At 45.8% G+C, this 14,238-nt stretch carries 15 protein-coding genes and 1 pseudogene; 6 read left to right on the plus strand and 10 right to left on the minus strand.

Features of this window, described 5'->3' with window-relative positions:
* Positions 1–262 precede the first annotated feature (262 nt).
* Positions 263–1,240, minus strand: coding sequence for a phosphoserine phosphatase (serB, locus tag GOL65_RS12615; protein ID WP_140919078.1), 978 nt, complete (start codon positions 1,238–1,240; stop codon positions 263–265).
* 129 nt (positions 1,241–1,369) lie between these two features.
* Between serB and GOL65_RS12620 the strand changes: the two genes are divergently transcribed.
* Positions 1,370–2,086, plus strand: a complete 717-nt coding sequence (locus tag GOL65_RS12620) for a YtjB family periplasmic protein (protein ID WP_140919079.1) — start codon at positions 1,370–1,372, stop codon at positions 2,084–2,086.
* A gap of 22 nt (positions 2,087–2,108) precedes the next feature.
* Here the strand turns inward: GOL65_RS12620 and GOL65_RS12625 are convergent, their stop codons facing one another.
* The 5 genes and pseudogenes from GOL65_RS12625 to prfC all read right to left on the minus strand — a co-directional run bounded on the left by GOL65_RS12625 (position 2,109) and on the right by prfC (position 6,950).
* A complete protein-coding gene (locus GOL65_RS12625) occupies positions 2,109–2,888 on the minus strand; it encodes a TatD family hydrolase (protein WP_140919080.1) in 780 nt (259 codons plus the stop codon).
* Positions 2,889–2,975: 87 nt separating this feature from the next.
* Positions 2,976–3,917: pseudogene (locus GOL65_RS12630) on the minus strand (patatin-like phospholipase family protein); the annotation flags it as partial.
* Positions 3,918–3,935: 18 nt separating this feature from the next.
* The gene (locus GOL65_RS12635) at positions 3,936–4,127 is read right to left on the minus strand and encodes a CsbD family protein (RefSeq protein WP_407656489.1); all 192 of its coding nucleotides are present in this window, start codon (positions 4,125–4,127) and stop codon (positions 3,936–3,938) included.
* A 62-nt stretch (positions 4,128–4,189) separates the two neighbouring features.
* Positions 4,190–4,837: a molecular chaperone OsmY gene (gene osmY, locus GOL65_RS12640; RefSeq protein WP_140919082.1), complete on the minus strand. Its 648-nt coding sequence runs from the start codon at positions 4,835–4,837 to the stop codon at positions 4,190–4,192.
* A gap of 523 nt (positions 4,838–5,360) precedes the next feature.
* Positions 5,361–6,950, minus strand: coding sequence for a peptide chain release factor 3 (prfC, locus tag GOL65_RS12645; protein ID WP_140919083.1), 1,590 nt, complete (start codon positions 6,948–6,950; stop codon positions 5,361–5,363).
* A 370-nt stretch (positions 6,951–7,320) separates the two neighbouring features.
* On the opposite strand from prfC, the gene GOL65_RS12650 reads away from it, so the two are divergent.
* On the plus strand, positions 7,321–7,635 hold the full coding sequence (locus tag GOL65_RS12650; RefSeq protein WP_140919084.1) for a BON domain-containing protein: 315 nt from the start codon (positions 7,321–7,323) through the stop codon (positions 7,633–7,635).
* 80 nt (positions 7,636–7,715) lie between these two features.
* Here the strand turns inward: GOL65_RS12650 and rimI are convergent, their stop codons facing one another.
* Positions 7,716–8,156, minus strand: a complete 441-nt coding sequence (gene rimI / locus GOL65_RS12655) for a ribosomal protein S18-alanine N-acetyltransferase (protein ID WP_140919085.1) — start codon at positions 8,154–8,156, stop codon at positions 7,716–7,718.
* Positions 8,125–8,556, minus strand: coding sequence for a DNA polymerase III subunit psi (locus GOL65_RS12660; protein ID WP_140919086.1), 432 nt, complete (start codon positions 8,554–8,556; stop codon positions 8,125–8,127). The genes rimI and GOL65_RS12660 overlap by 32 nt, the downstream gene beginning before the upstream one ends.
* A gap of 154 nt (positions 8,557–8,710) precedes the next feature.
* Here GOL65_RS12660 and rsmC point away from each other — a divergent pair, with 154 nt between their 5' ends.
* Together rsmC and GOL65_RS12670 are read left to right on the plus strand one after the other, a co-directional pair.
* On the plus strand, positions 8,711–9,766 hold the full coding sequence (gene rsmC / locus GOL65_RS12665; RefSeq protein ID WP_140919087.1) for a 16S rRNA (guanine(1207)-N(2))-methyltransferase RsmC: 1,056 nt from the start codon (positions 8,711–8,713) through the stop codon (positions 9,764–9,766).
* 152 nt (positions 9,767–9,918) lie between these two features.
* Positions 9,919–10,914, plus strand: a complete 996-nt coding sequence (locus GOL65_RS12670) for a Gfo/Idh/MocA family protein (protein ID WP_140919088.1) — start codon at positions 9,919–9,921, stop codon at positions 10,912–10,914.
* Positions 10,915–10,994: 80 nt separating this feature from the next.
* On the opposite strand, the gene ridA is transcribed toward GOL65_RS12670, so the two are convergent.
* Positions 10,995–11,384 (minus strand): 2-iminobutanoate/2-iminopropanoate deaminase, encoded by a 390-nt coding sequence (ridA, locus tag GOL65_RS12675; protein ID WP_140919089.1) that lies wholly within the window; start codon positions 11,382–11,384, stop codon positions 10,995–10,997.
* 245 nt (positions 11,385–11,629) lie between these two features.
* On the opposite strand from ridA, the gene GOL65_RS12680 reads away from it, so the two are divergent.
* Complete coding sequence (locus tag GOL65_RS12680) at positions 11,630–12,094, plus strand: YhcH/YjgK/YiaL family protein (RefSeq protein ID WP_140919090.1); 465 nt, start codon at positions 11,630–11,632, stop codon at positions 12,092–12,094.
* A gap of 495 nt (positions 12,095–12,589) precedes the next feature.
* On the opposite strand, the gene argF is transcribed toward GOL65_RS12680, so the two are convergent.
* Positions 12,590–13,600 (minus strand): ornithine carbamoyltransferase, encoded by a 1,011-nt coding sequence (argF, locus tag GOL65_RS12685; RefSeq protein WP_140919091.1) that lies wholly within the window; start codon positions 13,598–13,600, stop codon positions 12,590–12,592.
* A 180-nt stretch (positions 13,601–13,780) separates the two neighbouring features.
* Here argF and rraB point away from each other — a divergent pair, with 180 nt between their 5' ends.
* Positions 13,781–14,215: a ribonuclease E inhibitor RraB gene (gene rraB, locus GOL65_RS12690; protein ID WP_140919092.1), complete on the plus strand. Its 435-nt coding sequence runs from the start codon at positions 13,781–13,783 to the stop codon at positions 14,213–14,215.
* Positions 14,216–14,238: the final 23 nt, after the last annotated feature.

Genomic DNA, 14,238 nt, shown 5'->3' on the forward strand with positions numbered 1-14,238 from the left:
TCAGCCGACAACTGAAAGAGGGTAGCACGCCAAACATGGAAGTTCGGCGAGGCACTGCTTCGCCGGGAGCGAATCAGTGCCGGTGCGTAAGCCCGAATGAAGGCAGAGGGAAGTCGCCATCAGGCGACCTGGATTCGTGTGCGAAGGCGCGGGGGTGCAGGGGGCGTTCGCCCTAACGCCCCTTGCTCGACCGCCGCACATTAATCAATCAGGAAACCAGATTCAGAAGCGGTCGAAACCTTCACCAAAACAAATCTACGGGTTATTTCCCCTCATGATTCTGACTCGCCGACAAAATACACAACACCCCCAGCAAATTCGCAAACCGAATCCCTACCTTCGCCTTAGAATACACCTTCGGCTTAGCGTGATAGGCAATACCCAAACGCGCTACTTTAATCATTTTCAGATCATTCGCCCCATCACCAATAGCGACCGTTTGCTCCATTGGGATCGACAATTCTTCTGCCAGTTGCTGTAGCTTTACGGCCTTAAATTTTGCATCGACAATCGGCCCGGTGACTTTACCGGTTAGCTTACCTTGCTTAATACCAAGCTGATTGGCAGAAACCGACACCAGATTCAGTTTCTCTTTCAAATGATCGGCAAAATAAGTAAATCCACCGGAAACAATCGCTACATGCCAGCCAGCTTCATGTAACTTATCCACCAGGGTAGTTAACCCCGGCATCAGCGGTAAACCTTCTCTGACTTGCTCAAGAATAGTGGCGTCAGCATCTTTCAGCGTCGCCACTCTTTGACGTAAACTGGCGGCAAAATCTAACTCACCACGCATTGCCCGTTCGGTAACTTCGGCAACCTGTTCACCGACCCCAGCCAGCTTAGCAATTTCATCAATACACTCAATTTCAATGGCGGTAGAGTCCATATCCATTACCAGCAACCCTGGCGTACGTAATGATGGCAAATTCCCCATTTGAGCAACATCAAACTGATACTCTTCTGCGATCTTCTTCGCTTTGGTAGACAACACGCCCGCCAGACGTATCACCTGATACTCTTCCACTGTCCAGGCGGAAACCACCACCAGTGGTTCACACAACCTGCGCTGAAACTGAGATAAACGCTGTTTATCTAATCCTTTACCATACAGTAGCCAGCCAGTGTGACCGGCCCAATAGTCAAGCGGCATGACCTCATCACCACTCAATGACAGTGGCAACCCTGGCCAGCAGTCTATTTCCGCGGGTAAATCGCTATAGGTCAGGCTAATTGGCATGCTACAACTCCTTAAAAACGAGGCTTCTTTGCACAAAAAAATGGTTTCAATGGCAAAACAGCGTTCCAAGCTATCCTAATGAATAGAGTTCTGGCAACATAAAACATCTTCGGCACATAAGGTAGTTGCATGACCAAACGGCTTAAGTTCAAATTCCACCTACATCGAATTGTTATCGTTCTGTTCTGTCTGGCGTTATTAGTCGCCCTGATGCAGGGAGTTTCCTATTTCAGCTTAAACAGTCAGGCAGCACAAGCGAAACAATCCCAGGAACTGGCCCGCACGCTGGCAAAGCAAGTGACATTTACCCTTGCACCACTGTTAGACGGCCCGGTTGATGGTGTTGACGATCAGAAAATTAAGAGCATTCTACAACATCTGACAGAACATAGCCGGATCCTTGACGCCTCCGTATACCAAGTGGATGGCACACTGATTGCGCAACAGGGTGATGGTACCAGCGTACGAGACAGACTCGCTCTCGACGGACAACGCCCCGGTAGCTATTTCAATCAGCAGATTGTGGAAATGATTAACAGCAAAGATGGGCCGTTGGGATTTATTCGCCTGACTCTGGACACTCACGTGCTGGCAACAGAATCTGAGCAAGTGGACAATACCACCAATATGCTACGCCTGATGCTACTGCTGGCTATGGTGATTGGTATTATTTTGGGCCGCACATTATTGATGCGGCAACGCAGCGGATGGAAAAAGTCACCCTATCTGTTAACTGCCGGAGATTCAGAACCAGAAGAAGCTTCTCACCCGACTGTTGAAACTCAAAGACCGACACATAAAGTACATAAAAAGAAACGCCCGCACAAAAAGCGCCCCTATCGTTAATCGCATTGGTTAAGTGCGTTGGTTAAGTGCAATGAAACAGCGCAACGCTATTAGCATACAGCTGCTGAGCAATCTCACGGGCCGGCTCGCTTCGCAGTTGGCACAGTTGCTCAAACACTAATTTAACTCGCTCTGGCCGATTAGGTTGTCCCTGAAATCCTGACAGTGGCATATCCGGCGCATCCGTTTCTAATACCAGTGATGTCAGCGGCAGCTTTGCCATTACCTTGCGGGTTTTCTGTGCTCGCTCATAGGTAATTACACCACCAACACCAATAGAATAACCCAACCGGATAAAGGCCTGAGCCTGAGACAAACTGCCAGAAAAACCGTGTACCACACCAGCACGCGGTAGCGGATGCTGTTTTAATACGCTGGCCAACTTATCATGGGTACGCCGGGAGTGAAGAATCACCGGTAAATCAAAACGTTTTGCCAGTTTAAGCTGTTCTGACAATAGCCATAATTGTCGTTCAGACTGTGGGGTTTCCATATAGTCATCCAGCCCTATCTCCCCCACTGCTACGATCTTACCGTCATTGTGGCTTAACCGTTGTGCCAGCTGCTGCAATCCTTCTTCCCGATGCGAGTCGATATACAGAGGATGTAAACCTAAAGCACCGTAAATCGCCGGAAACTGGCGGGTAAGTTGAATGATTCCGTCAAACATTTCGCTGGTGACGGCCGGCACAATAATGCGCTCAACACCAGACTCAGCGGCTAATGTCAGGCTCTCCTGCTCATGGTGAACAAAAGGGGGAAAATCAAAATGGCAATGGGTATCTATAAATACGGGTGTCACACAACCTCCACCATGGGGGGAATAGAATTATTGCGGACTTATCATATCAGGCTGTGACGGACGAGAAAGAATATTCGTGGTGTTCTTTTGCTTTAACTCTTCATAACGCAATAAAGAACGTCCAAGGGTTGCCAGAAAATAGCGACCGCACTGTTTGCCCAGATGGTAATCCCGGTTCAGTGAAGCTATGCGGCTACCCAGGGCTTTGCTGGCCAATGGTTTTGGTGGGAAGATCTCTAAGATCTGCACGCCATCAGGTGGATTTTCAATAAACTGCTGTGTGCGAATATAGCTAACTTCATGCTGATGAAGAATACGCAACATTTGAGGCAAACTGGTATCGTCAGGAAACCAGCGCTCCATGTGTTTCATCCAGGCTGGCGTGTAATAAATCTGAGATGGAACCGTTCTGATCACCACGATAGTATCGGCTCCCCGTCGATAGGCTTCTTCTACCGGAACCGCGTCACTGATGCCACCATCCATATAGTAGACACCATCGATCTCTATACCGGCGCGATAAAATCCGGGAATAGCACTGGACGCCTTCAGTACCTGTAACCAGTTTCGCTGTTCGGCAGGAAAATAGGTTGGCGTAAAATCATCACCGCGACAGGCACACATGTAGAACTCTCGCCCTTTCGCCATACGATCCAGAGCATAAGAAATGTTCAGTGGCATTTGGTCGGTGACAGTATCAATCAGCCAATCGATATCAATCATATGCCCGCCACGGGCAAATCGGATAGGATTAAAAAATTGCGGTGAGGTGGAATAGCGAACGATAACCCGACGAGCATAACCTGCCTGGCCACAAATATAGGCCGATAAATTTTGTGCTCCCGCAGAAGTGCCGATCATTAGATCAAAGGGATCGAAGCCTGCTCGTTGAAACTGATCCAGTACTCCGGCAGTAAAAATCCCCCGCTGTCCGCCACCTTCACAAACCAGTGCAATTTTGCCTGGTTTTTCCGGCTTATGAATCAACGGTTCTTTTCGTCCCAGAGTGACAGGTATTCTGTTTCCCAAATACTAACCTTTTAAATATTAATGATGAGTTCCCGACTCAGAGGATACCCTTTCTTGCTCTTTTCCGTAATCCTCTTGCAGAATTCCCGAGAGCCAATCGCTGTTTCCGGCAAAAAACTCATCTTCTATGCCGGCCATTTCAGCCCACCAGAGTCGGATAGAACCTTTCCACTGCTTTAGTCTGCCCAGAATAATATCACTATTCATCATAATAGCTCCTCAGTCAGACTGGCAGTAAAACGTTAATACGCTTTACTGCGTCATCTTAACGGTTAGTGTTTTACAACCAAATCGTTTTTCACGGTTTTAACGCCTTTTACTTGTTTAGCAATACTTTCGGCCTGTTTAGCCTGAGCCGCTTTATCAACATTACCGGTCAGTAATACCACCCCTTCACTGGTTTCAACTTTGATTTTTCGAGATGGGACGATTTTATCTGCCAGGAATTTGGCTTTAACTTCGCTGGTAATAGCAGAGTCACTCACATAGCCCTCTACCGTACCGCTTTTATCTTCTTGTACCTGAAGTTTGTTACTAACAGATTTCACCCCTTCGACCTTTTCTACCACTTCATTGGCCTGGGTCATCTGTTCGGTGCTGGTAACAAAACCACTCAGGGTGACGACACCACCGGTGGTTTCAACTGAGATATGTGTACTTTCAATACTTTTATGATCTAACAACGCACTTTTTACTTTTGCCGTAATGGTGCTGTCGCCCATAAAGTTATCGACTTTCTTCATCGAGTTATCGATAGAGGAACCTACTTTATCAACCGACTTATCAATGGATGTACTGACTTTTTCAACGGCATTTTCGGCCTTAGTTGCCACGGTTTCTTCAGCCCATGCGCTCCCGCTGACAACTACCGTACTTAATACTATGGCGATAAAAGAACGTGCTAAGGGTACATTTTTCATTGATGCTTACCTTTAGGTTTAAATACAGGAATACCGAATAAATCACCTGTTTTCCAGTAAGTTATCCGGTGATATCAACCAATTGCACAATACAATTAGCCAATGACCATGAATAGCAGTGCAATTATTGGGCCACATTAGATTAAATGATTAATAATCAATAAATTACTAATAGAATGGTATATAAAAAAAAGTGGAAGTGTTGTTTTTTAGCGACAAATTCAATCTATTAATAACATTTTCATAACAAAATATTTTAACTTATTGAATTAACTGGATACTAATTGTCGCCTATCAGCAACACCTCTATTTAATCTGTTAAATATTAGCCCTAATATGCAATTAGCTACCTGTATAACTATAGAACACCCCGGGTAAACTGTTGTATAGATCACAAAATTTTTGTAAGTCTGCTTATAATTGCTTCGTTAATTGCTGGTCAGACAGAATAAAAAAAGCCCGACATAAACTGTCAGGCCTGTGTACTTCATATAATAGTAAAATTAGCAGCTAATTATGACTATTAATGCTCACGTGTTTTACGGAACACAATGTCCGGATAACGCTCTTGAGTCAGATTCAGGTTAACCATAGTTGGTGCGATATAACTTAAGTTCTCACCACCATCTAAAGCCACATTCAGCTCATTTTTACGCTTAAACTCTTCCATCTTTTTCGCATCACTGCATTCAATCCAGCGGGCAGTAGAAACGTTCACCGATTCATAAATCGCTTCTACGTTATATTCACTCTTCAGGCGAGCCACTACCACATCAAACTGAAGTACCCCAACCGCACCAACAATCAGATCATTATTAGCGATTGGTCGGAATACCTGAACCGCACCCTCTTCTGAAAGTTGTACCAGCCCTTTCAACAACTGCTTCTGTTTCAGTGGATCTTTCAGGCGAATACGGCGGAACAGCTCTGGCGCAAAGTTTGGAATACCGGTGAATTTCATATCCTCACCCTGAGTGAAGGTATCACCGATTTGAATGGTACCGTGGTTATGCAGGCCAATAATATCGCCCGGATAAGCCTCTTCCACATGAGAACGGTCACCAGCCATAAAAGTCAGAGCATCAGAGATAACCACATCTTTGCCCAACCGCACCTGACGCAGTTTCATTCCTTTCTCATAAGTACCTGACACCACACGCATAAAGGCCACGCGGTCACGGTGTTTCGGGTCCATATTGGCCTGAATTTTAAATACAAAACCGGAAAATTTCTCTTCTGTAGCAGAAACTTCACGCACATCAGTTTTGCGCGGCATTGGTGCCGGAGCCCAGTCAACCAGACCATCCAGCATATGATCCACACCAAAGTTACCCAATGCGGTACCGAAAAATACCGGTGTCAGTTCACCCGCCAGGAAAGCATCCAGTTCAAATTCATGAGAAGCCCCTTGCACCAGCTCCAGTTCTTCGCGCAGTTGTGCGGCTAAATCTTCGCCCACCGCTGCATCCAGTTCAGGGTTATTCAACCCTTTCACAATACGGACTTCCTGAATGGTATGGCCTTTACCGCTTTGATACAGGTAGGTTTCGTCTTTATATAAATGATAAACCCCTTTAAACAGCTTACCGCAGCCAATTGGCCAGGTAATTGGTGAACACATAATTTTCAGTTCACTCTCTACCTCATCCAGCAGCTCCATGGGATCGCGAATATCCCGGTCCAGCTTGTTCATAAAGGTTAAAATTGGCGTATCGCGCAGGCGAGTAACTTCCATTAGCTTACGGGTACGGTCTTCTACCCCTTTTGCCGCATCAATAACCATCAGACAGCAGTCAACGGCGGTTAACGTACGGTAGGTATCTTCAGAGAAGTCTTCATGTCCCGGGGTATCTAACAGATTTACCAGACACTCTTTATAAGGAAATTGCATCACCGACGTCGTAATCGAAATACCACGCTGCTTTTCCATCTCCATCCAGTCGGACTTGGCATGTTGGTTAGAACCACGCCCTTTCACCGTACCGGCAGTCTGAATCGCCTGTCCAAACAACAGAACTTTTTCAGTGATGGTTGTTTTACCCGCATCGGGGTGAGAAATAATCGCAAACGTGCGTCGGCACGCGATCTCTGCAGCTCTTGACGTATCTTTCATCAGGGATTCTCTGGAAACTCTCAGGGAGCACAAAAAAGGAATTATCGTTAATTGCCGGGAATTTTACACACATAGGCCAAGAAAGGATAGGTTCCTCACTGATTAGTCCATGATTAAAGCAAACAACACTCTTGAGTAAATGATGACACACTTGCTCCTGACCATCGCAATATACCCTGCAAATAAAGCCTTGTCAGAAAACGATAACTAATCGTTACCTAATGAAAATATTAGCTATCGCGTTATTTAATTACTATATTAATAAACGAATTGCATCATCTCAGATGGGTCAAATATACAGCTAAGATGAGGCGTTATTTTTATTAACGCTGTTCACAACAAAATCATCAACCACTAAGGAGTAGAAAGGATGAAGATTGCAAAGTCACTTGCAGCCCTGTTGGGTGCCATTATTATGACCATCGCAGTCGCAGGTTGTTCACCTACGGCGAAAACTGAAGGTACCGGTGGGTATATTGATGACTCAGTGATTACCACTAAAGTAAAAGCCGCGCTTTTAGGTGAAAAAACCATTCGCTCCACCCAAATTACTGTCACTACCTTTAAAGGTAAAGTACAGCTAAGCGGTTTTGTACGCTCTAAAGATGAATCCAACGCAGCTGCAGATGTGGCTAAAACCGTCGTTGGCGTACGTTCTGTAGAAAACGATCTGCTGGTGAAATAGTTTATAATTCAGTCAGTAAACAGAAAAGCGCGGATTGCTATAACCCAATCCGCGCTTTAAATTTTTAGTCATTACTGATACTACAGCGTTAACGCCATAATCACCGCATCTTCCCGACCATCTGCTGCCGGGTAATAGCCTTTTCTTACCGTCACTTCATTAAAATCAAAAGCACGATACAACTCAATAGCAGCCAGATTGGATGCCCGAACTTCCAGCCACAGCGTCATGACGTCCCGTTGAATTAACTCATCAATCAGATGTTGCAACAGCTCCCGTCCCACGCCTCGACGCTGAAAATCGGGATGAACGGCAATATTGAAGAGAGTCGCTTCATCCAGCACCACTTGGGTGATAGCAAAAGCAGCAATAGTATTATCTACGCTTAACGTCAGATTCAGGTATCGGTCTCCCTGATTACTGTGTAGCGTTTTTTCTGTCCAGGGAAAAGCATGGCTCGCCTGTTCAATTTGCCAGACGACCGGTAAATCATCCGGCTTGAGGAAGGAAATGGTATTCATCGCGACAAATCTGCTGCCATAAGGTACGTTTTGCTTCAGGATTATCCGCCAGTTCAGGCAGTGCTGGGGTGCTTAAGACCGGTAACTCTGCCAATGCTGCTGGTAAATCAGGACATTGTTCAATGTCCATCAGCCAGAATACACAACGAGTATCTTCCGGCACCATCATGGCCTGTTCGGGTGTCAGACAATAAATCTGTTCCACCGAAAGCAACATGGCGCGTAAAATATCCTGCATCAATGGAGAAGACAGCACAGGTAACGTTTCTGCTAACAAAATCACTTTAAGGTTAGCAGGCAAAACCATGGCAACTTCTCCCTGCAGTGCAGCCGGACGCCTCAGTTGATACTGCCTGATGCCCATTTGCTCCAGTTGCCAGTCACGCCGTGATGTCGTCATGATTACCCACTACTCGCTATCAATTTCAGAATTAAGCTGCGCTATGCTAGCAAACCCATCGAATAACCGCCAATAAAGCTCTATAATTCGGCGCAAATACCATTTGAGGCATTTTCCATTACTGATTCATCCGCCTGCCTCACAGGAGAATACTATGTCCGCTTTTTGCCCGGCCAGTGAAGTAATGCTGCGCCATACCGATGAGTTTACCGAACGCCGCGTACTGTTTGCCGGCGATCTGCAAGACGATCTTCCTTGTCAATTTGAGGCAAAGGAAGTTCGGGTTCACTGTTCTCAGTACCATCACTGGCGCCAACTCGCTCGTACTTTGGGCGAAAAAGCCCAGTTCAGCTTACTGCCACCACCTGAACTGGTTGATGGCTGCGATACTCTGGTTTTCTACTGGCCTAAAAGCAAGCAGGAAGCACAGTTTCAATTAAATGCCCTGCTCAGCCAGTTACCTGTTGGTACTGACCTGTTTATCGTTGGTGAAAACCGCAGTGGCGTGCGCAGCGCCGAAACCCTGTTAGCCGATTTTGGTCCAATCGCTAAAATTGACAGCGCTCGTCGCTGTAGCCTCTATCACTTCCGTTCAGAACGTCAGGCGCAGTTTGATGTCTCTCAATGGTGGGATGAGTATCAGGTTGATGATGTGATAGTAAAAACATTGCCGGGCGTATTTAGCCGCGATGGGTTTGATGTGGGTAGTCAGTTACTGCTTTCGGCATTGGAAAATATAAAAGGCAAAGTGCTGGACGTAGGTTGCGGTGCCGGTGTGTTATCCGCGATTCTTGCTCATGAAAATCCGGACCTTACTCTAACGCTAAGCGATGTTAACGCAGCTGCACTTGAATCCAGCAAAGCAACTATCAGCGCCAATGGATTACAGGGCAAAGTGATTGCCAGCGATGTGTTCTCCGATATTGAAGGTCGCTTTGACTTTATTATCTCTAACCCGCCGTTTCATGATGGATTACAAACCAATCTGACCGCCGCGGAATCGCTGATCCGTGGTGCAACAAAACATCTGCAGTTAGGCGGTCGTTTGTGTATTGTCGCTAACGCCTTCCTGCCTTACCCGGACCTTCTGGACGCTACCTTTGGCAGCCATGAAGTATTGGCTCAAACCGGACGCTTTAAAGTCTATCAATCCATCATGGGTCGTCCGTCCGCAGCACCGAAAGATAAAAAAACCGCAAATAAACGATAACCAATCGATCCCTTAAGTAATATACTTAAGGGATCCCTGTCGCACCGTTAATTCGAACCTTTTCCCCCTGAATCTGGCTTTATGCCCATCGTCAGTCATTGTCGTCGCCAGATTGCGGGATAAAGTTAACCCTCCGCTAAATGGGGCACATTATGATTCGATTTGCTGTTATTGGAACCAACTGGATTACCCAACGTTTTATTGATGCTGCACATGCTACCGGAAAGTTGAAACTCACTGCGGTGTATTCCCGCTCACTGGAAAGTGCACGCGCCTTTGCTGAACCTAATCAGATAACACTGCTGTTTGACGATCTTCAGGCTCTGGCCGAAAGCCCTGAGATTGATGCGGTATATATTGCCAGCCCCAATTCCTTTCACTATTCACAAGCGCTACTCATGCTACAACACCATAAGCATGTGATGTGCGAAAAACCTCTGGCTTCACATATTCAGGAAGTAGAAACCTTAATCGATTGCGCCAGTAAACATCAGGTGGTGCTATTCGAAGGGTTTAAAACTGCCTGGTTACCTAACTTCATTCTGTTACAACAAATGCTGCTGCGTATTGGCAAAGTACGTAAGGTATTTATTAACTACTGCCAGTATTCCTCCCGTTACCAGCGTTATCTGGACGGTGAGAACCCTAATACCTTTAATCCTGCTTTTTCCAACGGCTCAATTATGGATATTGGCTACTACTGCCTCGCCAGCGCCATTAGCCTGTTTGGGGAACCTAAAGGGCTGGATGCCAGCGCGGGATTACTGGACTCCGGAGTGGATGGACATGGAACGGTTTGGATGAACTATGGTTATTTTGATGTAGTTCTGTTTCATTCCAAAGTGAGTAATTCAAATATTCCCAGTGAAATACAGGGAGAAGACGGTACGTTGATAATCGAAAAAATATCTGAATGTCAGAAGATTATCTTTACCCCACGAGGCGGTCAGCCAGAAGATATCTCTTTGCCACAGCATGAAAATACCATGTTCTATGAAGCCAGCGTATTTGCCGGGCTGATTGAACGACAGTGTATTGACCACACAGGCATTCCTGTGTCACGCAGCACATCTCGCATACTGACAGAGATACGTGCACTTATCGGTGTGAAATTTCCTGCTGACACCCCGTCAGGGCTGTCTCATTGAGAAAATACTGATAGCGGATTTAAACCGGTAGGATTCTGATAGCACAAGAATCTTACCGGTGATGGCATTATCAATGAGTATTAACGACGAACCGCAATAACTTCGATTTCTACTTTTGCATCTTTTGGTAAACGGGCCACTTCCACACAAGAACGCGCCGGGAATGATGGTGCATTATTCTCTTTAAAGAAGGCCTCATACGCCGCATTAACCGTGCCGAAGTCATTTAAATCTTTAACGAATACGGTAGTCTTTACAATATCAGCCACTTTCAGGCCTGCTGCTTCAACAATCGCTTTCACGTTTTCTAAAGACTGACGCGCCTGAGCGGCTACATCCTCAGGAAAAGCACCTGTCTTAGGATCAATAGGAAGCTGACCAGAAGTGATAATCATACTGCCTAAATCTACGCCCTGTACGTATGGACCAATTGCCGCTGGTGCTTTGTCAGTATTAATAATGTGGGACATGAATTCTCCTTAGTTTATAAGTGTCGTTTTTGTCATATTGAGATCAATCACGCCGGTCATTATAAGGCGCTTACAGAAAGATGCACCATAAGCCGCGAAACAAAGAAAGTAAATCCAATAATTCTTAACTATTCGACACATCATACTAATGTGATAAGCGTCCACTATTGACAATAAAATACTTTGCTTATTTTCCGGACATAATAGAATATGAAACAGCATTTCATTTTTCAAAAGGAATAAATATGATCACCGGAAACATCCACCATTTAGAACTTGTCCCTTACCTGCCAGCCAAGCTGAAACAGGCTATCGAATACATTAAAAGCAACATCACTAACGATACGCCATTAGGTAAACATGACATCGATGGCAATAATATATTTGTACTGATTTCCAACGATAGCACCGATGAGCTACAGAACCGCCGCGCTGAGTATCATGAACGCTATCTGGATATTCAGATCGTACTGAAAGGTGAAGAAGGCATGGTATTCAGTAACCTGCCAGCAGGTACACCTACAGATAACTGGCTGGCAGATAAAGACATCGCCTTTTTACCTGCTGGCGAACAGGAAAGACAAATGATTATGCAGGAAGGTGACTTTATCGTTTTCTACCCGGGTGAAGTACACAAACCCCTGTGCGCCGTTGGCAAACCTGCTCATGTGCGTAAAGCGGTAGTTAAAATGTTGGTGAGTGCACTGTAAAGCTATAAATACAGAACCGCTCTGTTTGGTTGCCGATTGGCATGAAATGGGGAATTTTAATTTGAGTATATCAAATTAAATTTTGAGTACATTTCGTCCACTAACAACGCAGTGTCCAAATAACCAATTGTGCAAGTGGCCGAGCAGGAGGCGCTTAGGCGAGCGCCTCCTGCACCTCCACGCCTTCGCACCCGAATCCAGGTCGCTACGCGACTTCCCTCCGCCTTCGTTCGGGCTCACGCACCGGCACTGATTCGGTTTATTCGCCTCATCCATGAGGCTCACCCCTACGGGGCCAGCACGTTGTGCTGTTCAAAATTGCTCCTGCAATTTTGTCCGACGAAGCAGTGCCTCGCCAAACATCCATGTTTGGCGTGCTACCCTCTCTCAGTTGTCGGCTGAATTCCAGTGCTCAAATAAAAAAGGTCAAGGGATAACATCCTTGACCTAAAAAACTTTCCTAAATCTATTTTATTACCTGTTTCACTGAAAGAATTAATACGATACTGCTAATGTCGCCACCATCACCGCTTTAATGCTATGCATCCGATTCTCCGCCTGATCAAACACCACACTATGCACCGATTCAAACACCTCGTCCGTGACTTCCATACCGCCGTGCAATCCATACTGTTCTGCCATCTGTTTGCCCATTACGGTTTGGTCATCATGAAACGCAGGCAGGCAGTGGAGAAATTTCACCTGTGGGTTATGCGTTAGCTCAATCATAGCCTGATTAACCTGATAAGGCTTGAGTAAAGCAATACGCTCTTTCCATACCTCTTTTGGCTCACCCATCGACACCCAAACATCGGTATACAGGTAATCAACCCCTTCAACTCCCTGAGCGACATTTTCCGTCAGGGTAATACGGGCTCCGGTCTTTTTAGCAATTGCCTGACAGCTCTCCACCAGTGACTCCTGTGGCCAGCAGGCTTTTGGTGCCACCAGACGGATATCCATTCCCATCAGCGCGGCCCCTTCCAGCAGGGAATTTCCCATATTGTTACGGGCATCCCCTAAATAAGCGAATTTAATCTGGGACAAGGATTTTTGCGGGGAATGTTCCTGCATGGTCAATAAATCGGCCAAAATCTGTGTGGGATGAAATTCATCCGTCAGACCGTTCCATACCGGGACGCCGGAGAATTCAGCTAACGTCTCAACAATCTTCTGACCAAAACCGCGATATTGAATACCATCATACATACGCCCTAATACCCGGGCGGTGTCTTTAATCGATTCTTTATGCCCAATCTGACTACCGCTTGGACCAAGATAAGTCACTCTTGCACCCTGATCGAAAGCAGCGACTTCAAAAGCGCAGCGCGTACGCGTGGAGTCCTTCTCAAAGATTAAGGCAATGTTCTTACCGTTTAGCAACGGCTGCTCAATTCCACTTTTTTTATCTTTTTTTAGTTTGGCGGACAAAGCCAGCAATGCGGCAATTTCATTTGGACTAAAATCAAGTAACCGAAGCAGATGACGCTGGTAAAACTGAGGCATTGGGTTGTCTCCCTGAGCTTAATATAGAAGATATCACGATAAATTGAATTAAAAATCAATTTATATGAATTAATATTCACAATCAACCTGATAATACAGAAAACTTTCTCTTTCCTGTGGAGCTACCGGTTGCACTATGTGAGAATACCGCTAACTGACCATCCTAATGGGAAAAATATCATGGCTAACGACGAACTAAGTATCCTGCTGGAAGAACAACGCGAAGAAACTCGCCTGATTATCGAAGAGCTGCTGGAAGATGGCAGCGACCCTGATGCACTGTACGCTATCGAGCACCATTTCTCTGCGGAAGATTTCGATACCCTGGAAAAAGCCGCAGTCGAAGCGTTTAAACTCGGTTATGAAGTTACCGAACCGGAAGAATTAGAAGTAGAAGATGGCTTAATCGTTCTTTGTTGTGACGTGATCAGTGAAGTTTCCCTCAACGCTGATATCATTGATAAACAAGTTGAACAGCTGATTAAGCTGGCGGATCGCTACGATATCAATTACGACGGTTGGGGCACCTATTTCGAAGATCCTAACGGTAGCGATGATGATGAGGACGACGGCGAATATCCTATGGATGAGGATGATAACGGAACACGCCATTAATTTTCATTAACTGGAGGTTGATT

This window comes from Limnobaculum xujianqingii, assembly GCF_013394855.1.
Taxonomy (GTDB): domain Bacteria; phylum Pseudomonadota; class Gammaproteobacteria; order Enterobacterales; family Enterobacteriaceae; genus Limnobaculum; species Limnobaculum xujianqingii.